The organism is Nakamurella endophytica (genome assembly GCF_014646215.1).
GTDB classification, from domain to species: domain Bacteria; phylum Actinomycetota; class Actinomycetes; order Mycobacteriales; family Nakamurellaceae; genus Nakamurella; species Nakamurella endophytica.
Window position 1 is genome coordinate 159,605 of sequence record NZ_BMNA01000003.1, and the last position, 19,290, is coordinate 178,894.

Sequence of the window (19,290 nt, forward strand, 5' to 3'; positions counted from 1 at the left end):
GTCGCCGACCGCCGGGTCTCAGTCCCCGGCCAGCCCGGTGAGCAGCCGCAGCAGCGTCCGGACGCCGAACCCGGTGGCGCCGTCCCCGGAGGCGTCCCCGACCCAGGCCGGCCCGGCGATGTCGCCGTGCACCCAGGGGATCTCCGGCGGGACGAACGCGTCGAGGAACAGCGCGGCGGTGATCGCCCGGCCGGAGTCGTGTAGCGGGTGGTTGCGCATGCCCGACGGCGTCCGCATCTGCGCCTGGTAGCGGCGGTCGAAGGGCAGCGGCCACCACGGTTCGCCCGCCTCGGCGCCGGCCCGCAGCAGCCGGTCGGTCAGCGGCCCGTCCCGGCCGACCAGACCGCCGATCTCCGGGCCCAGTCCGATGATCACCTGGTAGGTCAGCGTCGCCAGGTCCACCAGCAGGTCCGGGCGGGTGCGGGAAGCCAGCACGAGGGCGTCGGCGAGCAGCAGCCGGCCCTCGAAGTCGGTGTCCAGGATCTGGATCTCCGTGCCGTCCGCGGCGGTCACGACGTCCCCGGGCCGGGTGGCGCGGCCGCCGGGCAGGTTCTCCGCGAAGGGCAGCACCGCATGCACGGTCAGCCGGGGAGCCAGCCGGGGCAGGACCGCCATGACCGCGAGCACGGCCGCGGCCCCGGCCATGTCGTTGCGCATGGGCATCATCGCCGCCGGCGACTTCAACGACAGCCCGCCGCTGTCGAAGGTGACGCCCTTGCCGGTCAGCGCCACCGTCCGGGAGGGCGCCTGGCCGCGGTAGGTGAGGGTGACCAGCCGCGGCGGGTGCGTGGATCCGGCCCCGACGGCGAGGATGCCGCCGCAGCCGGCGCGGCGCAGGCCGTCCTCGTCGAGCACCTCCACCTCGAGCCCGGCGTCCGCGGCCACCCGCGCCGCCCGCTCGGCGGCCTCCGCCGGGGTCAGCACGTTCGCCGGGGCGTTGGTCAGCACCCTGGCGAGCGCGGTCGCCTGCGCGGCGGCGACGCCGGCCTCCACCGCGGTCGCCAGGCCGTCGGCGGCCGGCAGCACCAGCGGGGCCGCCGTGGTCCGGCCGGACACCACACCGTCGATCCAGGCGGCCGTCAGCGTCGCGGCGTCGCCGGGACCGGCGAGGGCCTCGACCAGCACGGGGTCGTCCCCGGTGATCGCAGCGCCGGCCGCCCGCCCGGCGCGGAGCAAGGTCTCCGGCGTGCGGCCGTCCGCCGGGCCGACGCCGACCAGCAGCACGGACGGGTCGTCCGGGTCCGTGGCCAGCTCGCCGAGCCCGCCGCCGAACGGCAGCCAGGACGCCGCCCCGGGCGGCCGCTGGTCGACGGCCCGGATCCGCCGCGCCGGCCGCGGATCGTCCTCCGCCCGGCGCACCTGGGGGTCGCCCGCCACCGCGGCCGCAGCCGCCCGGTCCATCTCGGCGGGCCAGTCCCGCGCGCTGCTCACCCGGTCAGTCTCCCCACCGGCCGCGCGCCCGGACCGCCGGGCACCGTCGTCGCGCCCTGGCCTGTGCGGCGCGCACGTCGGGACAGGGCGGAGGGACGCGACGGCCGTCACCGGCGGCGCGTGGAGCGCCGCGTGGAGCTCTGGACGCCGACGCCGACAGGGACGCCGACAGGGACCCGACGGTGGCGCGGCCGCCGTCCTGCTGTCCTGCCGTGCTGCCGTCGGGCCGTCCTGCCGTCCTGCCGCCCCGGGGGTCACCGCCGGGCGCCGGACTCCGATCCCACCTGCCGGATCAGGCCGCCTGCGCCGCGGACGACTCCGCGGTGACCGCCGGCTCGAGGGCCGCCGCGACGATGTCGGCGACGTCGGTCATCGGCCGCACGTCCAGCGCCGCCAGCACCTCGGCGGGCACGTCGTCCAGGTCCGGCTCGTTGCGCTGCGGGATGAAGACGGTCGTCAACCCGGCCCGGGCAGCGGCCAGCAGCTTCTGCTTGACGCCCCCGATGGGCAGCACCCTGCCGTTGAGGGTGACCTCACCGGTCATCCCGACGTCCGACCGGACCGGTCGCCCGGTGGCCAGCGACGCCAGCGCCGTCACCATCGTGACGCCGGCGGACGGGCCGTCCTTCGGGACCGCGCCCGCGGGCACGTGCAGGTGCACGGTGCCCTCCAGCGCCGACAGCGCGTCGCGGTCCAGACCCAGCGCGGAGCCGTGCGACCGCAGGTAGGACAGCGCGATCTGCGCCGACTCCTTCATCACGTCGCCCAGCTGGCCGGTGAGGGTCAGCCCGCCGCGGCCGCCGTGCCCGCCGGTCGCGGTGTCGGCCGGCGGGACGGTGGTGGCCTCGATGAACAGGACGTCGCCGCCCATGCCGGTGACCGCGAGGCCGGTGGCCACCCCGGGTACCGCTGTCCGTTCCGCCGTCTCCGGGGTGAACCGCGGCCGACCGAGGTAGTCCCGGAGCTGCGCCGTGCCGATGGCCAGGGGCGCGGCAGCACCGTCGGCGAGCCGCACGGTCGCCTTGCGCAGCAGCTTCGCGAGGGCCCGCTCGAGCTGGCGGACGCCGGCCTCGCGGGTGTACTCGGTGGCGACCATGCGCAGCGCGTCGTCGTCGACGAGGACCTCGGCCGGGTCCACCGTGAGGCCGGCCCGCTCCACCTGGCGCGGCCACAGGTGCTGGCGCGCGATGGCGACCTTGTCCTCCTCGGTGTAGCCGTCGATCTGCACCAGCTCCATGCGGTCCAGCAGCGGCCCGGGGATGTTCTCGACGACGTTGGCCGTCGCCAGGAAGAGCACGTCGGACAGGTCGAGGTCGAACTCCAGGTAGTGGTCCCGGAAGGTGTGGTTCTGCGCCGGGTCGAGCACCTCCAGCAGTGCGGAGGACGGATCGCCCCGATAATCCGAGCCCAGCTTGTCGATCTCGTCGAGCAGGACCACCGGGTTCATCGACCCGGCCTCGGTGAGCGCCCGGACCAGGCGGCCGGGCAGCGCGCCCACGTAGGTGCGCCGGTGGCCGCGGATCTCCGCCTCGTCCCGGACGCCGCCCAGCGACACCCGGACGAACGTCCGTCCCAGCGCCCGGGCGATGCTCTCGCCCAGCGACGTCTTGCCCACTCCGGGAGGACCGGCGAGCGCCAGCACGGCACCCGACCCGCGGCCGCCGACGACCTGCAGGCCGCGCGACGCGCGCCGGGACCGGACCGCCAGGTACTCGACGATGCGGTCCTTGACGTCCTCGAGGCCGTGGTGGTCGGCGTCCAGCACCTGCCGGGCCGAGGCGACGTCGGTCCGGTCGTCGGTGCGCACGCCCCACGGCATCTCCAGCACGGTGTCCAGCCAGGTCCGGATCCAGCCGGATTCCGGGGACTGGTCGCTGGCCCGCTCGAGCTTGCCGACCTCGCGCAGCGCGGCCTTGGCGACGTCCTCGGGCAGGTCGGCGGCCTCCACGCGGGTCCGGTAGTCCGCAGCGCCGTCAGCGCCCTCGGGCCCGCTGTCCCCGAGCTCCTTGCGGATGGCCGCCAGCTGCTGCCGCAGCAGGAACTCGCGCTGGCTCTTCTCCATGCCCTTCCGGACGTCGCCGGCGATCTTGTCGGCGACCTCCTGCTCGGCCAGGTGGTCCCGCGTCCACTCGATCAGGACGGTCAGCCGGGCGTCCACGTCGGTGGTCTCCAGCAGCTGCCGCTTCTGCTCGGCCGACAGGTACGGAGCCCAGCCGGCGGTGTCGGCGAGCAGCGCCGGGTCGTCGATGGCCTCGACGGTGTCGATGATCTGCCACGCGTTCCGCTTCTGCAGGGTCGCGACGACCAGGGCCTTGTACTCGGCGGCCAGCTTCGGGGTGCGCTCCGACGTGGTCGACGGGACGATCTCCGCCTCCACCCACAGGGCGGACCCGGGACCGGTCACGCCGGTGCCGATGCGCGCACGGGACTCGGCGCGCAGCACGGCGCCCCGGGCTCCGCCGGGCAGCCGGCCGAGCTGCTCGACGGTCGCGACGGCGCCGAAGGTGGCGTAGCGGTCGGCAAGCCGCGGGGCGAGCAGCAGCCGCCCGTCCGAGCCGGCCTGGGCCGAGCTGATCGCCGCATCGGCAGCGTCGGACAGCTCGACCGGGACGACCATGCCCGGGAGCACCGCCTGGTCCGGTACAGGCAGGACAGGCAGGTGCAGGGTTTCGGTGTTCACCGTGTTCACAGAGGTCTCCTCGAGAGAGTTGAGTCTGACCCACTCAATGCGCACGGCCGGCCCGTTGTTCCGGTGGCTGACCCCGGTTCGCCGACGGCGAACCGAGGTGCGCCGGGGGCACGACGGCGCCGGCCGCCCCACCGTGGGGGCAGGCCCGGATACTGCGGTCATGCCGTACCTGTGGCCGGCCGGCGTCCCGGGCGTCGGCATCCAGCGCATCGCCCTCCGCCTGTACGACCCGACCCGGTTCCAGGTGCTCACGCCGTTCGGCTACCGGGACACCGTCACCGGGACCGAGGTGCACGTGGCCGGCGACGCCGGGAACGACCCACCCGGCCCGGAGGGCGTCACCGACCTGGTGTCGGTGCCGACGCCGCTGTGGGGGCTGATCGCGGCGCACGGCCGCCAGCTCCCCGCGGCGCTGGTCCACGACCAGCTGTACGCCGACCTGCCCGCCGATCCCCGCGCGCGGCGCGCGGCCAAGGACCTGGCCGACGGCGTGTTCCTGCGGGCACTGACCGATCCCGACCTCGGGGACGCCCGGGTTCCGGCATTCCGGGCCCGGTTGCTGTGGGCCGGTCTGGGCCTCGGTCGCTACGCCACCGTCCGGCGGGGCGGGTTCGTCGTGGTGCTGCTGGAGATCCTGGTGCTGTGGGCCACGGCGGTCGCGGCGGTCGGTGTGCTCGGAGGCGCGGCGCCGCTGCAGCGGGTCTGGCCGCAGCCGTGGCCGGCCTGGGTCCTCGCCGTGGTCGCGGTCGTGGTGCTGGCCGCGGCCGCCGCGCTGCAGCGGGCCGTCCCCACCGCGGGCGGCCGGCGCGCGGCGGCGGGTCTGGTCCTGGCGGCCGGAGCGGCGGGGCTGCTCGCCGTCTGGGCCGGCGCGCCGTGGTGGCCGTTCGCCGGCGTCGATCCCCGGCTGCCGGCCGCCTGCTGTGCGGCCGGTGGGGCGCTCGCCGTGCTGGCGGAGTTCCTGCTGCCGCGCGACGACCGGTGGCTGCCCGTGGTCGCTGCGGCGGCGCTGCCCGTCGCCCTGCCGGTCGGCCTGCTGACCCTGGTGGGTCAGCTGGTGCTGTGGGCGCCGGACGCGGTGCGGTCCGCCGCCGGCGGGGTGCCGGCCGACCCGCGGCCGACCGTCGTCCGCTGACCCGGATCCACCGCCTCGCCGGACGCCGCCGGCGCGGCGGGCGCTGACGATGCCACGGGTGCCGCCGGTACCGGGGGTGATGCGGGCGCTGACGATGCTGCGGGTGCCGGCGGCGCGGTCCCGAGCGGCGCGGCCAGGGGCGCCGCCGTCGGGTCCGGCTTGCCACCGAAGAAGTCGCGGACCCGGTTCCACCGGGCGTCGTAACGCGGGCCGAACCGCTTGCGCGAGCGGGCCAGCCGCCGCGGCTGCCGGCGGTAGTAGCGACGGCCCCACCACGACTCGGGCTTGCCGAGCCGGAAGGCGCCGATGATCACCAGGGGCTGCACCACGATGCCGATGACGCCGAGCATGACCTTGCCCTTGAGCAGGCAGACGACGGCCAGCACCAGGACGACCAGCAGGCCGCCGACGCTGCCCCACCAGGTGGCGGTGCCGACGTCGCCGGTGAGGAAATCGGCGCCGCCGATGAGTACCCCGGTGACCATCAGCACGACGAAGATGGCGTCCACGGACTGGCGGCCCTCGGCGCTCCAGTAGACGTCGTCCAGGTGCAGCCACATCGCGAACTCGTCGAACGCCAGGCTCAGGCCGACGCCGAACAGCGCCGCGCAGATGTTCAAGCCCACGCCGTCGGGGGTGCTGGCGAACACGATGATGCCGATCACCGACATCAGCAGGATGCCGAGGACCTGGTGGTGCACGTGCACGCCGCCGACGGAGATGTTCCGCAGCACGCCGGCGCCGCCGCTCTCCGGGTCCCCGGCCGCGGCCCGCACCTCGGCCTCGCGCTGCTTGGCGCGGATCCGCCGGGTGATGGTCCGGGTCAGCACGAAGGTGACCAGGACGGCCAGGAACATCCACATGACCGGGTGCAGGACGACGAAGTCCGTCTCGATGTGGATCTCCGGGGCCGCCCGCGGAGCGGCCGTCGCAGCCCTCATAGGCGGTGACTGTACGTCCGCGGGAGGTGCTGCGGCGTGACTTCCGCCGCCGGCCGGTCAGGGCGCCGGCACGAGCTCCCGGTCGCGCGCCGGCGCGGCCGGCACGGTGATCACGGTGACCAGCTTCTCGAGCGCGGCCTCGACCTGCGCCTTCCACCCGAGCCCGGTCTCCAGCTCCATCCGCAGCCGCGGGAACACCGGGTGCGGACGGACCTCGGTGAACCCCACGGACCGCAGGAACCCGGCCGGGAGCATGCACCCGGCGTCCGCGGGCAGCGGCCGGCGGCGGCCCCGGCGCCCGGTGGCCTCCTCGACGCCGAACGCCTCCAGGGCCCGCACGCCGCGGCGGGTCAGCTCGGCGGTCACCCAGGCCACCAGCGCCCGGCCGAGCCCCTGCCCGCGCACCTCCGGCAGCACCCGCAGCGACGTCAGCAGCACCGCGTCGGGCGAGACGGGCGAGGTCGGGAAGGCAGCCGCGCGGGTCACCGTGGTCGGCGGGGCGAACAGGGCGAACCCGGTCGGCCGGTCGTCGACGCTGAGGATGGCGCCGGCGCTGCCCCAGGTGAGGGTGACGCCGGACAGCCACACCTCCTTCTCGAAGGCGCCGTCGTCGGCGAACGGGTCGCGGGACGCGGCCGGGGCATCCGGGTCCTCCGGGTCGTCGGCCGGGGCCGGATCGACCGGCGGCGCCCCGACCTCCCAGTGCACGCAGGAGCGGCACGGCTCCGGCAGCTCGTCGATGGTCGACATGGACAGCGGGGCGATGGCTCGCGTCACGTCGCCCCCGCCCGTCCACTCGCCTGCCGCCGGCGCCGGTCCCTGCCTGCGGCCGTACCGCGCCGTCGGCCGGCGCCGGTCCCAGGATAGGTGGCGGTCAGCGCACCTCGTCCGGGTCGGTGATCTCGTCGCGCAGCCACCCGATGTACCGGTCGGCCGAGTACCGGACCGCGGCCGCGCCGCCGCGGTCGACGACGCTGCCGTGGAACCCGCCGTAGATGCGGTCGAACCGCAGCTCGCCGAGGCGGCCGGCGATCTGCCGCACCAGCCGTTCCGGCAGCGGGATCAGGTTCGGGTAGCTCCGCATGAACGACACCGTGGCCAGGTCGGCGTCGACCATCACGGTGTCGCCGACCAGGAGCGCGCCGCGGCCGTCCGCGCCGGCCGCCCAGTGCAGGACGGCGCTGCCGGGGAAGTGGCCGCCGCACTGCACGAGGTGCAGCCCGGGGACCGGCTCCGCCCGGCCCGACCACCACCGGACCAGCGGATCCGGCCGGCGCAGCCACCGGCGGTCGTGCTCGGCGAAGAAGAACGGGACGCCGAACTCGCGGGCCCAGCTGACGGCCGCGCCGACCAGGTGCGGGTGGCTGGCGGCCACCGCGGTCAACCCGCCACCGGCGCGGACCCGGGCCACCATGTCGCGGTCCAGGTGGCCCGGCGGCTCCCAGAGCAGCGAGCCCTCCGAGGTCCGCAGCAGCAGCCCACGCTGGCCGATGCCCACCCGCGGCTCCACCCGCACCGCGGTCAGCCCCGGCTCCAGCGGCTCGAACAGGCCGCGGTGCCCCTCGGCGACCAGCTCGTCGGTGCAGGTCCAGCGCTGTCCGCCGGGGCCGACGTACTGGCGGTCGTCCGAGCAGATCGGGCACCGCTCGGGCGGCGCCGTGGTGTCGGCCTGCTCGACACCGCAGGTCCGGCAGATCCAGACGGTCACCTCGACGCCTCCCTCGCACACCGCTCCGCCGCGACCCAGCCTGCACCGGACGGCCGCCGCCCGCCCGTCGGAGGCCTGCCCCGGGCGCACCGGCTCCGCGCAGTCCGCGACCGCGGCCGGGCCGGTCGCCGCGCGAGCCGTGCGCCACCCGTCGGCGAGGCAGGACACCGGGCCGTTCCCGTCGACGGCCCCGTCCGGCCGGCCGGTCGCCGCTACCATCTCGGGAATCCCGTGCCGTCCCCACGGACGTGGGCACCCCGGGCGCCGTCGTGCGTCCATCGGTGGGACCGCGGCCGGCGCGGGACCTCCGCACGCCGACACAGGGACGCAGATGACCGGGAACAGCCTCGACCGCCACGTGCCGCTCTACGCCCAACGCACGGCCGGCATGCGGGCCTCGGCGGTGCGGTCGCTGTTCGCCGTCGCCAACCGGCCCGAGGTGGTCTCGCTCGCCGGCGGCATGCCCTACCTGAAGTCGCTGCCGCTCGAGGCGGTCGCCGCGGAGGCGGCGGCCCTGGTCTCGCAGGACGGGCTGGTCGCCCTGCAGTACGGGTCCGGACAGGGCATCGCCGAGCTGCGCGAGCAGATCTGCCAGGTCATGTCCCTGGAGGGCATCGTCGCGCACCCCGACGACGTCGTCGTCACCGTCGGGTCGCAGATGGCGCTGGACCTGACGACCCGCATCTTCTGCGATCCCGGCGACGTCATCCTCGCCGAGGCGCCGTCGTACGTCGGCGCCCTGTCCACGTTCACCGCCTACCAGGCCACCGTCGTCCACGTCGCGATGGACGACGACGGCCTCGTCCCGGAGGCGCTCGAGGCGGCCATCGACTCGGTGCGGCGGTCCGGACGCCGGGCGAAGTTCCTGTACACCATCCCGAACTTCCACAACCCGGCCGGCGTGACGCTGTCCGCCGAGCGGCGTGTCCGGATCGCCCAGCTGTGCCGGGAGGCCGGCATCCCGGTGCTCGAGGACAACCCGTATGGGCTGCTCGGCTTCGACGACACCGTGCACCGGGCCATCCGCGCGGACGACGCCGACAACGTCATCTACCTCGGTTCGTTCTCCAAGACCTTCGCCCCGGGCCTGCGGGTCGGCTGGGTGCTCGCGCCGCACGCCGTGCGGGAGAAGCTGGTGCTGGCCAACGAGTCGGCGACGCTCAACCCGCCCGTCTTCAACCAGATGCTGATCTCCCGCTACCTCGCCGGCTTCGACTGGCAGGGACAGATCAAGGCGTACCGGCAGACCTACGCCGAGCGGCGCGACGCCATGATCGGGGCGCTGACGGCGCACATGCCGGCCGGGACCACATGGACGCACCCGGAGGGTGGCTTCTACGTCTGGGTCACGCTGCCCGAAGGCTTCGACACCGCCGCCATGCTGCCCCGCGCGGTCACCGCCCGGGTGGCGTACGTGCCCGGGACCGCCTTCTACCACGACGGCCTCGGGGCCCGGCAGATGCGGCTGTCGTTCTGCTACCCGACCCCCGAGCGCATCGTCGAGGGTGTGCGGCGGCTGGCCGGCGTGCTCGAGTCCGAGCTGGACGTCATGCGCACGTTCGGCACCGGCGGCGCCGGCGGCACGGTCGCGCCGCGCCAGGTGCGGGGCCCGGCGTCCCCTTCGCCGGACACCGCCTGACCGGCACCGGCCGGCACCGCACCCGCGCACCCGCCCGACCCGGGACCCACCCGACCGGGACACCGCCCACCCGGGACACCGCCCACCCGGGGCGGCGGCCCGGCCACGACCGGCCGCCCGCGCCGCCTCCGCAGATCGAAAGGCCTTGTGATGTCCGACCGCCACGTCCTGGTGCTCGCCGGAGGACTGACCCACGAGCGCGAGGTGTCGCTGCGCTCCGGCTCCCGGCTCACCGAGGCGTTGCGCCGCCAGGGCACCGAGGTCACCCTCCGCGACGCGGACGCCAGCCTGCTGCCCTGGGTGGCCGAGCACCGGCCGGACGCCGCGGTCATCGCCCTGCACGGCGGGCGCGGCGAGAACGGAGCGGTGCAGGGACTGCTGGAGATGGCCGGCATCCCGCACGTCGGCACCCGGTCGCACGACTGCCGGCTGTCCTGGGACAAGCCCACCGCGAAGACCCTGGTGCAACGCGTCGGGTTCCCGACCCCGAACTGGATCACCCTGGCGCACAACACCTTTCGGGACCTCGGTGCAGCCGCGGTGATCGACGCGCTGATCGGCGCGCTGGCCCTGCCGCTGATCTTCAAGCCGCACCAGGGCGGCTCGGCACTCGGCGCCTCGGTCGCCCGCACCGCCGCCGAGGTGCCCAACGCGCTGGTCCAGGCGTTCGCCTACGGCGACGTCGTGCTGGTCGAGCAGTTCGTCGAGGGCACCGAGATCGCGGTGACCGTCGTCGACTCGGCGGACGGCCCGCGGGCCCTGCCGGCGGTCGAGATCGTCCCGGACAGCGGCGTCTTCGACTACGAGTCGCGGTACACCGCGGGGCTCACCACGTACTGGGCACCGGCGCGGCTGGACGCGGCCACCGCCGCGGCGGCGGCCGACCTGGCCGTCGCGGCGCACCAGGCGCTGGGCCTGCAGGACGTCTCCCGCACCGACGCGATCGTCGACGCGTCCGGGCGCGTGCAGTTCCTGGAGGTCAACGTCTCACCGGGGCTGACCGAGACGTCGCTGCTGCCGATGTCGGTGGAAGCTGCCGGCGAGGACCTGGGCGGGCTGTACCTGGGGCTCGTCGAGCAGGCCATCGCTCGCGGCTGAGCTGCCGCCCGAGTGACGGGCCGTCAACGGGACGAACGCCACGTAATCAGTTCGAGTCCCTTTTGCTACGCTGTGGCGACAGTACTGCCGCCGGACGGCGCGATCCGGACGGCTCGACCAGGTCGTCGCACCCGGGGTTCGAGGGGTCCCCGGCGTGTGTCCGGGTCGCCCGGTCGCGCCGCCCGGCGTCATCCCGACGTCGGCACGCCCGCCGCCGCTGGCCGGCGGACGCTCCGTCCGGACCGGCCGGTCACTTGCGCCCGGGCGTCCAGTTCATACCCCAGCCGTACTGCCGGTCCAGCACCGACTGGCCGCCGTCGATGTACCGCACCTCGCGCTGCACGACGAGGTCCCCGCGCTGGTCGAGGAGCTGGGCCACCGCACAGATCCGTGACTGGTTCGACGTCGCGTCCATCCGTACCTCGATCTGCGGCCCGGCGATCGGGGTCAGCGTGACGACACCGTCGACCGCGGCCCAGTTCGGGGCACCCTCGTAGATCATCGCGAAGATCAGGATCCGGCGGAACCGGCCCGGTTGCAGGCTGATCGACATGTTCTCGCCGGTGGCGACGGACCCCGACCGGTCGTCCCCGTCGAGCTGGATGTACGGCGGGCGGTCCAGCGATCCGAACGAGTTGCCGAGCGCCTGCACGACGCCCTTGCTGCCGTCGGCGAGCTCCCACAGGCAGCCCAGGTCCAGGTCGACACCGCGAGCGCCGGCCGCCGCGGCCAGCCGCTTGAAGAAGCCGCCGCCACCGGAGGTGGCCGGGGCACCCGAGGACCAGTTGAGGTTGACCCGGATGATGCCGCTCGAGCCGCCCGTCTTGCTCAGCGACACCGACGGCGCGGCCGTGGTCAGCGACACCTTGCGCAGCGAGACACCCGGCCCGGCCGGTGATGCCGGTGCCGCAGCCGGTGGCTGCTGCATGCCCGGTCCGGCCGGCGGAGGACCGCTCGGTGCACCGGGGGCCGGGTAGCCACCCTGACCCGGGTAGCCACCCTGACCCGGGTAGCCACCGGGCGCCGGTGCACCGGGGGCCGGGTAACCGCCAGGGGCCGGGTAACCGCCGGAAGCCGGTGCACCGGGGGCCGGGTAACCGCCAGGGGCCGGGTAACCGCCGGAAGCCGGTGCACCAGAGGCCGGATAACCGCCGGGCGCCGGGTACCCCCCGGGTGCCGGCGCACCGGGGGCCGGGTAGCCGCCGGCTGCCGGACCGCCCGGGGCCGGGTGACCGGCCGGTGCGGCTGCCGCGCCCGGGTGACCGCTGGCCGGCGCCGGGGACGGTGCCACCGCGGGTGCCGGCGGCGGCGACGCGGCCGGTGGGGTCACCGGTCCACCGTGGGCCTGTTCCTGCGCGGCCTCGTCCTCCTCCGGCGGCCGGTACCAGGACGGCCCGGAGCTGGCCGGCTTCGGCGGTGGCTCCGGCGTACCGCCGCCCTGCGGGGACTTGGGACGACGCGTGTAGTCGATGGGCACGAGAACCTCCCGGGTCGGGCGAGGGGCGGCGGAGCCGGCCGGCCGCCGTCGGGTCGGGACCCGAACGGCGGCCGGCGCCGGTGCCACCGTCAGACGTTGACGCCGAAGTCGCGCGCGATCCCGGCGAGCCCGCTGGCGTAGCCCTGGCCGATGGCCCGGAACTTCCACTCCGCGCCGTTCCGGTACAGCTCGCCGAACACCATGGCGGTCTCCGTGGACGCGTCCTCGGTCAGGTCGTACCGGGCCAGTTCGCTCTGGTCGGCCTGGTTGACCACGCGGATGAAGGCGTTGCGGACCTGACCGAAGGACTGGCCGCGGGAGTCCGCCTCGTAGATCGAGACCGGGAAGACGATCGAGGAGACCTCCGGCGGCACGGCCGCCAGGTTGACGTTGATCTGCTCGTCGTCACCCTCGCCCTCGCCGGTGAGGTTGTCGCCGAGGTGCTCGATCGACCCGTCGGGCGAGCGCAGGTTGTTGAAGAAGACGAAGTGCTGGTCCGACACGATCCGGTGGTCGGCACCCAGCGCCAGCGCGCTGGCGTCCAGGTCGAACTCGGTCCCGGTGGTGGCTCGGGCGTCCCAGCCCAGTCCGACGGTGACCGCGGTCAGGTTCGGTGCCGCCTTGGTCAGCGATACGTTCCCGCCCTTGCTCAGGCTGACGCCCATCGTGCTGCTCCTGTCCGTTGTGCTCTCGTTCCTGCTGTCCGTCCCGGCCACGCCGGGCGGCGCGCGCCCCACGGTCCCGCCGTGACCCCCGCGCCGGCTGTCGACCCCTCAACGAGCGCCGGCCGTCCTGCGTTCCCGGCCGAGCCCGTGCGGCAACGCTACCGGCCCGCGGGCGGCCGGACCCGGTGGAAACGGACATCCGTGCCCGCAATCGGGCACCGCAGGTACCGTCGTGGTCAGGCGGTCCCGACGACGAGACCGCCCGCGAAGGAGCCGACATGGTGCAAGGTATTCCCCGTCCGCGCGTCGAGCCGGACGGCGGTGGCGATCACGGTGCCGCCGACCCGGATGCGGCCGTCGCCGCCGATCCGGCCCGCGACCTGGCGGCCGTGGCGCCCGGGGCTCCCGGGGCTCCGGCCGCGGCCGTGCCGGCCGCCGCGGACGGCCACTACTTCGCCGACTGGACCGTCCACGACTGACCGTGCCATCGGCGGCCGAGCACCCAGGACCTGCGGGCGACCGGTGTCCCGCTCCCGCTGCTCCGGCCGGGTGGTGCAGCCGCCCGTTTCGCCGATGGTGGGACCGGCAACCGAACAGTCATGACAGATCCCGGGAACGCACTCTCCGGCCGCAAGGTGCTCTTCGTCGTCGCCAACTCCGGAGTGGAGCAGCCCGAGCTGACCGCCCCCTGGCAGGCCGTGCTCGACGCCGGCGGGCAGCCGGTGCTCGCCGCCCCGGAGGCCGGCGAGGTGCAGGCGTTCACGAACGACGTCGAGAAGGCCGACACCTTCACCGCCGAACTGGCGATCTCGGACGTCGACGCGGCCGACTACGTCGGCCTGGTGCTGCCCGGCGGGACCACGAACGCCGACAAGCTGCGGATGGAGTCGGACGCGGTGGCGCTGGTCTCCGCCTTCACCGGCGCCGGCAAGCCGGTGGCGGCGATCTGCCACGGGCCGTGGGCGCTGGTCGAGGCCGATGCCGTGCGGGGCAAGACCCTGACCAGTTACCCGAGCCTGCAGACCGACATCCGCAACGCCGGCGGCACCTGGGTGGACCAGCAGGTCTCGGTCTGCCCGGACCGCTATCCCCTGGTCACCAGCCGGGACCCGGACGATCTCGAGGCCTTCTGCCCGGCGCTGGTCGAGCAGTTCGCCCAGGCCTGAGCGGGCGCGCCCGCCGGTCCGCCGTGCATCCCGGCGGACCGGCGACCGAGGATGCCGGTGTGCGAACGCCACCGACCCCGTCCCCCGGAGCCCGGATCCGACCTCCCTCGCCGGGCGCCGGCACCGCTGCGGGCGTCGCACCGCTGCTGGGCGCGCTCGACTCCGGTCCCGGAGACCGCGCGTCGCGGTCGATAGAGGTGGCGCGGGCGCTCGGCGCTCTGGTGCCGGCACCCGGTTCCGGCGCGACGGCCGAGCGCTGGCAGGTCCTGGCCGATCTCTCCGCCGCCGACCTGACGGCGGGCCGCGTCGCCGAGGCACACCTCGACGCCCTCGCCATCCTCGAGGAGGGCGAGGTCCCGGACGGTGACCTGCTCCCGCTCGGTGTGGACGCCGGCTCGACCTGGGGCGTCTTCGCCGCCGAGGCGCCGGGCGCCCGGCTCACCGCCGCCGCCTGCCAGGCCCACGGGCCGGCCGGCGGAGACGCCGAGCACACCGGCTGGGAGCTCGCCGGGGTCAAGCCGTGGTGCTCGCTGGCGGGTCGGCTGAGCCATGCGCTGGTCACCGCCCACGTCGAGGGAGGCCGCCGGCTGTTCGCGGTGCCGTTGCGCCACCCCGGCGTCCGGGTGACCGATGATCCCTGGGTGTCCCGAGGTCTCGCCGACGTCCCGTCCGGCCCGGTGGTGTTCGACCGGGTACCGGCCGTCCCGGTCGGCGGGACCGACTGGTACCTGCAGCGGCCGGGGTTCGCCTGGGGCGGCATCGGCGTCGCTGCCTGCTGGTTCGGCGGTCTGCTCGCGCTGGCGAGGTCGCTGCACCGCGCGGCCCGGCGGCGACCGCCCGACCAGATCGCGCTGCTGCACCTCGGCGCGGCCGACATCGCCGTCCACCGCTGCCGGTGCGTGCTCGACGACGCCGCCCGCCGGGTCGATGCCGGCGCGGCGGACGGCACGCAGGGGACCGCGCTGGCGCTCCGCGTCCGCTCCGTGGTCGCCGATGCCGCCGAGGAGCTGCTGCAGCGGGCCGGGCACGCCCTGGGCCCTGGACCGCTCACCGGCGACGAGGACCACGCCCGGCGGGTGGCGGACCTGACCGTCTACGTCCGCCAGCACCACGCCGAACGGGATCTCGCCGCCCGCGGCTCGCAGGTGGCCGACTCGCCCGTCGCGCCGTGGTGACGGCCGGGCCGCCGGACGCCGTGCCCGGTGGTGCCGACGGGCAACGGCCGCCGCCGCGGTTCGACCACCGCGATCCCGGGACGCCCGCCGACTCCTGGGACCGCGCGCTGCACGGCGGTGTCGCGGACCTCGACCTCGCCGGCGTCGGGTCCGTGCTGGTCCTGGCCGCGCACCCGGACGACGAGACGCTCGGCGCCGGGGGCCTGATCGCCCGCGCCCGGACCGCCGACCTGCCGGTCACGGTGGTCGTCGCGACCGCGGGCGAGCACTCGCACCCGCGGTCCACCACCGTGACGCCCCGCGACCTCGCGGCCCGCCGCCGCGGCGAGGTCCGCGCGGCCGTCGACGACCTGGCCCCGACGGCGGCGGTCCAGCTGCTCGGGCTCCCGGACGGCGAGCTGGCCGCGCACCTGGACCGGTTGGTCGCCGCGGTCCGGCCGCTGGTGCATCGCGACACGGTGGTCGTCGCGCCCTGGCGCGGTGACGGTCACCCGGACCACGCCGCGGCCGGCGAGGCCGCGGCGCGCGTCGCCCGGGCCGGCGGCGCCCGGCTGTGGGAGTACCCCGTCTGGGCCTGGCACTGGGCCGACCCGGACTCCGAGGACATCCCAAGGGACCGGCTGCGCCGGGTGGCCCTCGACCCTGCCGAGCACCGCGCCAAGCTGCGGGCCGTCGACCGGCACGCCAGCCAGCACCGGCCGCTGTCCGGCTCGCCCGGTGACGAGGCCCTGCTCGGCAGCACCTTCCTCGAGCACTTCAGCCGGCCCGTCGAGTTCTTCCTCACCGGCGGAGAGGGCGGCGACGCCAGCGACCACGGCGCCGACCACGGCGCCGACCACGGCGCCGGCCCCCCGGACCGGAGCCTGCCGGCGGCGTTCTTCGACGACTTCTACCGCGCAAACGGGGACGACCCGTGGGGCTTCGCCGACCGCTGGTACGAGCGCCGCAAGCGCGCGGCGACGCTCGCCGCGCTGCCGCGCCCGCGGTACCGGTCCGCCTTCGAACCGGGCTGCTCGATCGGTGTGCTCACCGCCGAGCTCGCCGACCGGTGCGACCAGGTGCTGGCCATGGACCTCGCCGTGGCGGCGGTCGGGAGCGCCCGGCGCCGGCTGGCCGGCCACCCGCGGGTCCGCGTCGTGCAGGGCGCCGTACCGGACGACTGGCCGGACGGACGCTTCGACCTCGTCGTGCTGTCCGAGGTCGGGTACTACTGCTCGCCCTCCGACCTGGACCGGCTCGTCGACGCCGCGGCCGGGGCGCTGACCCCGGACGGGACGCTGGTCGCCTGCCACTGGCGTCACCCGGTGGCCGAGTACCCGCTGACCGGGGACGCCGTGCACGACGCGCTGCACCGGCATCCCCTCCTGCAGCGCACGGTCGAGCACCGCGAGGACGACTTCCTGCTCGAGGTGTTCGGGACCGGCCGGGCGCGGTCGGTGGCCGCCGAGACCGGGCTCCTCGGGTGACCCGGACAGTGCCGCCGGCGGCCGTGCGCGCCGTCGCCGTGGTGATCCCGGTGCGCGACGAGGAGGCCCTGCTGGCGGCCTGCCTGGAGTCGGTGGCGGTCGCCCGGGGCCGGCTCGCCGAGCACCGCCCGGAGGTCCGGTCGACGGTGGTCGTGGTGCTGGACCGCTGCACCGACGGCAGCGCCGCGATCGCGGCCGCGGCGCCCGGCGTGCAGGTGCTGGTGTCCCACCACGGGCAGGTGGGTGCGGCGAGGGCGCAAGGAGTGGGCTGGGCGCTGGCCCGCTGGACCGGCCGGGACGCGGCGGCTGCCACATGGATCGCCAACACGGACGCCGACAGTCTCGTGCCGGCGTCCTGGCTGCTGCACCACCTGGGGACCGCGGACGGCGGCGCCGACCTCCTGCTCGGCACGGTCCGGCCGCAGCCGGCCGACCTCCCCGCGCCGGCCCTGGCCGCCTGGCGGGCCCGGCACCCGGCGACCGACGGCCATCCCCGCGTGCACGGCGCCAATCTGGGCGTCCGGGGATCGGCCTACGTGGCGGCGGGCGGGTTCCCGGACGTCGCCGAGCACGAGGACGTCCGGCTCGTCGAGCAGGTCCGGGCCCGGGGCGGCCTGGCGGTCGCCTCCGCGGGCGACCCGGTGACGACCAGCGGCCGGACGACGGGCCGGACGCCGGGCGGCTTCGCCGGCTACCTCCGCGCCCTCACCGTGCCGGTCCCGCCGGTGGTCGCCGCGCAACCCGGGCCGGTCACCGCCGACGGGTGACGGGCGCCCGAGCGGGGTACCGGTGGGGCATGGCCTCCATCGGATACACCCTGATGACCGAGCAGTCGGGACCGACGAACCTGGTGCGCTTCGCGCAGCAGGCGGAGCAGGTCGGCTTCGACTTCCTCGTGTCCAGCGACCACTACTTCCCCTGGCTCGACGAGATGGGCCATGCGCCGAACGCCTGGGTGACCCTGGGCGCCGTGGCGCAGGCCACCGACACCGTCGGGCTGATGACCTACGTGACCTGCCCGACCTTCCGGTACCACCCGGCCGTCGTGGCGCAGCAGGCGGCGACGCTGCAGATCCTGTCCGGCGGGCGCTTCACCCTCGGGCTGGGTGCCGGTGAGTCGCTGAACGAGCACATCGTCGGGTCGGGCTGGCCGGGCGCGAACGTGCGCCAAGAGCGCCTGGTCGAGGCCGTGCAGATCATCTCCGCGCTCTTCGACGGCGGCTACGTCAGCACGGCCGGCCCGCACTTCCCGGTCGACTCGGTCAAGCTGTGGGACCTGCCCGACACGCGCGTGCCGATCGGGTTGGCCGTCTCCGGCCGCCAGTCGTGCGAGCTGTTCAGCCCGCTGGCCGAGGTGATGGTCGGCATCGACCCGGAGCCCCAGCTGGCCCAGTGGTGGGACGGCGCCCGCGAGAACCCGGCGCGCAAGGTGGCGCAGCTGCCGATCAGCTGGGACACCGACGTCGACGCCGCCAAGGAGCGGGCGCACCGGCTGTTCCGGTGGAGCGTGGGCGGCTGGAAGGTCAACGCCGAGCTGCCGAGCACTGCCGGGTTCGACGCCGCGTCCTCGCTGGCGACCCCGGACGTGGTCGCCGAGAACATCCCGTGCGGTGCGGACGTCGACGCGGTCGTCTCCGCCGCCAAGGAGTTCTTCGACGCCGGGTACACCGACCTGGCGCTGGTGCAGGTCGGCGACGACGCGCAGGACACCTTCTTCGACGCCGCCCGCTCGGAACTGCTGTCGGCGCTGCGCGCCCTGTAAGCCGCCGTCCGTCCGCGCCTCCGGGCCGGCCGGCCACCGTGCCGACCACCGTGGCCGGCCCGGCCCACCCGTCGTGCTGAAAGGCTGTCATGGACCTGGGACTGCAGGGCCGCGTCGCGGTCGTCACCGGTGGCGACTCGGGCATCGGGCTGGCCACCGGGCGGCTGCTCGCCGCCGAGGGCGCCCGGGTCGTCCTGACCGACCAGTACCCCGACCGGCTCCGCGACGCCGTCGACGGGTCCGCGGGCGACGTGCAGGGCGTCCCGGCGGACCTGACCGACCCGAAGCAGGTGCGGAAGCTCGTCGACCGGGTGCACGAGCTGGTCGGGCCGGTCGACGCGCTGGTGAACGCCGCCGGCGTCACCGGTGCCCAGGGCTCCTTCGACGAGATCGACGACGACGGCTGGGCCAGCACGATCGCCACCGACCTCCTGGCGCCGGTCCGGGTGACCCGGGCGTTCCTGCCCGACCTCCGCGCCTGCGGCCGCGGCCGGCTGGTGTTCCTGGCGTCCGAGGACGCCGTCCAACCGTACGACGACGAGCTGCCGTACTGCGCCGCCAAGGCGGGGGTGCTGGCGCTGGCCAAGGGCCTGTCCCGGTCGTACGCGCGGGAGGGCCTGCTGGTCAACGCGGTGTCTCCGGCGTTCATCGCGACGCCGATGACGGACGCCATGATGAGCAAGCGCGCGGAGCAGAACGGCACCTCGGTCGACAAGGCCATCGAGTCGTTCCTCGACGAGGAGCGGCCCTACCTGGAGCTGCACCGCCGCGGCCGCGCCGAGGAGGTGGCCGCCGTCATCGCCTTCCTGGTGTCGGACCGGGCGAGCTTCGTCAACGGCGCCAACTACCGGGTGGACGGCGGCTCGGTGGCCACCATCTGATCTCCGCGCCGGCGGCCGGCCACCGGCGTCCGGTCCGGGCCCGCAGGTAGCGTCGCTGCC

The 19,290-nt window shown here is 75.5% G+C and carries 17 protein-coding genes; 10 read left to right on the top strand and 7 right to left on the bottom strand.

What is annotated here, in order from left to right; translation table 11 throughout:
- Positions 1–18: 18 nt before the first annotated feature.
- Positions 19–1,431: a M17 family metallopeptidase gene (locus tag IEY37_RS07850; RefSeq protein ID WP_188941006.1), complete on the bottom strand. Its 1,413-nt coding sequence runs from the start codon at positions 1,429–1,431 to the stop codon at positions 19–21.
- Between the two features lie 292 nt (positions 1,432–1,723).
- On the bottom strand, positions 1,724–4,120 hold the full coding sequence (lon, locus tag IEY37_RS07855) for an endopeptidase La (protein WP_229674161.1): 2,397 nt from the start codon (positions 4,118–4,120) through the stop codon (positions 1,724–1,726).
- 160 nt (positions 4,121–4,280) lie between these two features.
- On the opposite strand from lon, the gene IEY37_RS07860 reads away from it, so the two are divergent.
- Positions 4,281–5,252, top strand: a complete 972-nt coding sequence (locus IEY37_RS07860; protein WP_188941008.1) for a DUF1353 domain-containing protein — start codon at positions 4,281–4,283, stop codon at positions 5,250–5,252.
- Here IEY37_RS07860 and IEY37_RS07865 read toward each other — a convergent pair.
- The 3 genes from IEY37_RS07865 to IEY37_RS07875 all read right to left on the bottom strand — a co-directional run bounded on the left by IEY37_RS07865 (position 5,168) and on the right by IEY37_RS07875 (position 7,901).
- Positions 5,168–6,193 (bottom strand): hypothetical protein, encoded by a 1,026-nt coding sequence (locus IEY37_RS07865; RefSeq protein WP_229674163.1) that lies wholly within the window; start codon positions 6,191–6,193, stop codon positions 5,168–5,170. The two genes, IEY37_RS07860 and IEY37_RS07865, sit on opposite strands and share 85 nt — an antisense overlap.
- A 57-nt stretch (positions 6,194–6,250) precedes the next feature.
- Complete coding sequence (locus IEY37_RS07870) at positions 6,251–6,970, bottom strand: GNAT family N-acetyltransferase (protein WP_188941009.1); 720 nt, start codon at positions 6,968–6,970, stop codon at positions 6,251–6,253.
- 97 nt (positions 6,971–7,067) lie between these two features.
- Complete coding sequence (locus IEY37_RS07875; RefSeq protein WP_188941010.1) at positions 7,068–7,901, bottom strand: MBL fold metallo-hydrolase; 834 nt, start codon at positions 7,899–7,901, stop codon at positions 7,068–7,070.
- 331 nt (positions 7,902–8,232) lie between these two features.
- Between IEY37_RS07875 and IEY37_RS07880 the strand changes: the two genes are divergently transcribed.
- On the top strand, positions 8,233–9,540 hold the full coding sequence (locus tag IEY37_RS07880; protein ID WP_188941011.1) for an aminotransferase-like domain-containing protein: 1,308 nt from the start codon (positions 8,233–8,235) through the stop codon (positions 9,538–9,540).
- Between the two features lie 150 nt (positions 9,541–9,690).
- A complete protein-coding gene (locus IEY37_RS07885; RefSeq protein WP_188941012.1) occupies positions 9,691–10,638 on the top strand; it encodes a D-alanine--D-alanine ligase family protein in 948 nt (315 codons plus the stop codon).
- Between the two features lie 250 nt (positions 10,639–10,888).
- Here IEY37_RS07885 and IEY37_RS07890 read toward each other — a convergent pair whose 3' ends face one another.
- Both IEY37_RS07890 and IEY37_RS07895 read right to left on the bottom strand, forming a co-directional pair.
- Complete coding sequence (locus IEY37_RS07890) at positions 10,889–11,566, bottom strand: TerD family protein (RefSeq protein ID WP_188941013.1); 678 nt, start codon at positions 11,564–11,566, stop codon at positions 10,889–10,891.
- 638 nt (positions 11,567–12,204) lie between these two features.
- Entirely contained in the window at positions 12,205–12,780 is a 576-nt protein-coding gene (locus IEY37_RS07895) for a TerD family protein (RefSeq protein WP_188941014.1), read from the bottom strand.
- A 278-nt stretch (positions 12,781–13,058) separates the two neighbouring features.
- Here IEY37_RS07895 and IEY37_RS07900 point away from each other — a divergent pair, with 278 nt between their 5' ends.
- The 7 genes from IEY37_RS07900 to IEY37_RS07930 all read left to right on the top strand — a co-directional run bounded on the left by IEY37_RS07900 (position 13,059) and on the right by IEY37_RS07930 (position 19,230).
- Positions 13,059–13,259 carry a hypothetical protein gene (locus IEY37_RS07900; RefSeq protein WP_188941015.1) on the top strand — a complete coding sequence of 67 codons (201 nt, stop codon included), beginning with the start codon at positions 13,059–13,061 and terminating at the stop codon, positions 13,257–13,259.
- A gap of 120 nt (positions 13,260–13,379) precedes the next feature.
- Positions 13,380–13,946: a type 1 glutamine amidotransferase domain-containing protein gene (locus tag IEY37_RS07905; protein ID WP_188941016.1), complete on the top strand. Its 567-nt coding sequence runs from the start codon at positions 13,380–13,382 to the stop codon at positions 13,944–13,946.
- 197 nt (positions 13,947–14,143) lie between these two features.
- A complete protein-coding gene (locus tag IEY37_RS07910) occupies positions 14,144–15,121 on the top strand; it encodes an acyl-CoA dehydrogenase family protein (protein ID WP_188941017.1) in 978 nt (325 codons plus the stop codon).
- Entirely contained in the window at positions 15,115–16,587 is a 1,473-nt protein-coding gene (locus tag IEY37_RS07915) for a bifunctional PIG-L family deacetylase/class I SAM-dependent methyltransferase (RefSeq protein WP_229674165.1), read from the top strand. The genes IEY37_RS07910 and IEY37_RS07915 overlap by 7 nt, the downstream gene beginning before the upstream one ends.
- Positions 16,584–17,354, top strand: coding sequence for a glycosyltransferase family 2 protein (locus IEY37_RS07920; RefSeq protein ID WP_229674166.1), 771 nt, complete (start codon positions 16,584–16,586; stop codon positions 17,352–17,354). The genes IEY37_RS07915 and IEY37_RS07920 overlap by 4 nt, the downstream gene beginning before the upstream one ends.
- 29 nt (positions 17,355–17,383) lie before the next feature.
- Positions 17,384–18,349 (top strand): TIGR03557 family F420-dependent LLM class oxidoreductase, encoded by a 966-nt coding sequence (locus tag IEY37_RS07925; protein ID WP_188941018.1) that lies wholly within the window; start codon positions 17,384–17,386, stop codon positions 18,347–18,349.
- A gap of 89 nt (positions 18,350–18,438) precedes the next feature.
- Positions 18,439–19,230, top strand: coding sequence for an SDR family NAD(P)-dependent oxidoreductase (locus IEY37_RS07930; RefSeq protein WP_188941019.1), 792 nt, complete (start codon positions 18,439–18,441; stop codon positions 19,228–19,230).
- Positions 19,231–19,290 lie beyond the last annotated feature (60 nt).

Coding starts and splice junctions, on each gene's coding strand:
- IEY37_RS07865 (WP_229674163.1), bottom strand. CDS start 6,193: ATGAGGGCTGCGACGGCCGCTCCGCGGGCGGCCCCGGAGATCCACATC.
- IEY37_RS07880 (WP_188941011.1), top strand. CDS start 8,233: ATGACCGGGAACAGCCTCGACCGCCACGTGCCGCTCTACGCCCAACGC.
- IEY37_RS07900 (WP_188941015.1), top strand. CDS start 13,059: ATGGTGCAAGGTATTCCCCGTCCGCGCGTCGAGCCGGACGGCGGTGGC.
- IEY37_RS07895 (WP_188941014.1), bottom strand. CDS start 12,780: ATGGGCGTCAGCCTGAGCAAGGGCGGGAACGTATCGCTGACCAAGGCG.
- IEY37_RS07860 (WP_188941008.1), top strand. CDS start 4,281: ATGCCGTACCTGTGGCCGGCCGGCGTCCCGGGCGTCGGCATCCAGCGC.
- IEY37_RS07905 (WP_188941016.1), top strand. CDS start 13,380: ATGACAGATCCCGGGAACGCACTCTCCGGCCGCAAGGTGCTCTTCGTC.
- IEY37_RS07930 (WP_188941019.1), top strand. CDS start 18,439: ATGGACCTGGGACTGCAGGGCCGCGTCGCGGTCGTCACCGGTGGCGAC.
- IEY37_RS07925 (WP_188941018.1), top strand. CDS start 17,384: ATGGCCTCCATCGGATACACCCTGATGACCGAGCAGTCGGGACCGACG.
- IEY37_RS07885 (WP_188941012.1), top strand. CDS start 9,691: ATGTCCGACCGCCACGTCCTGGTGCTCGCCGGAGGACTGACCCACGAG.
- IEY37_RS07890 (WP_188941013.1), bottom strand. CDS start 11,566: ATGCAGCAGCCACCGGCTGCGGCACCGGCATCACCGGCCGGGCCGGGT.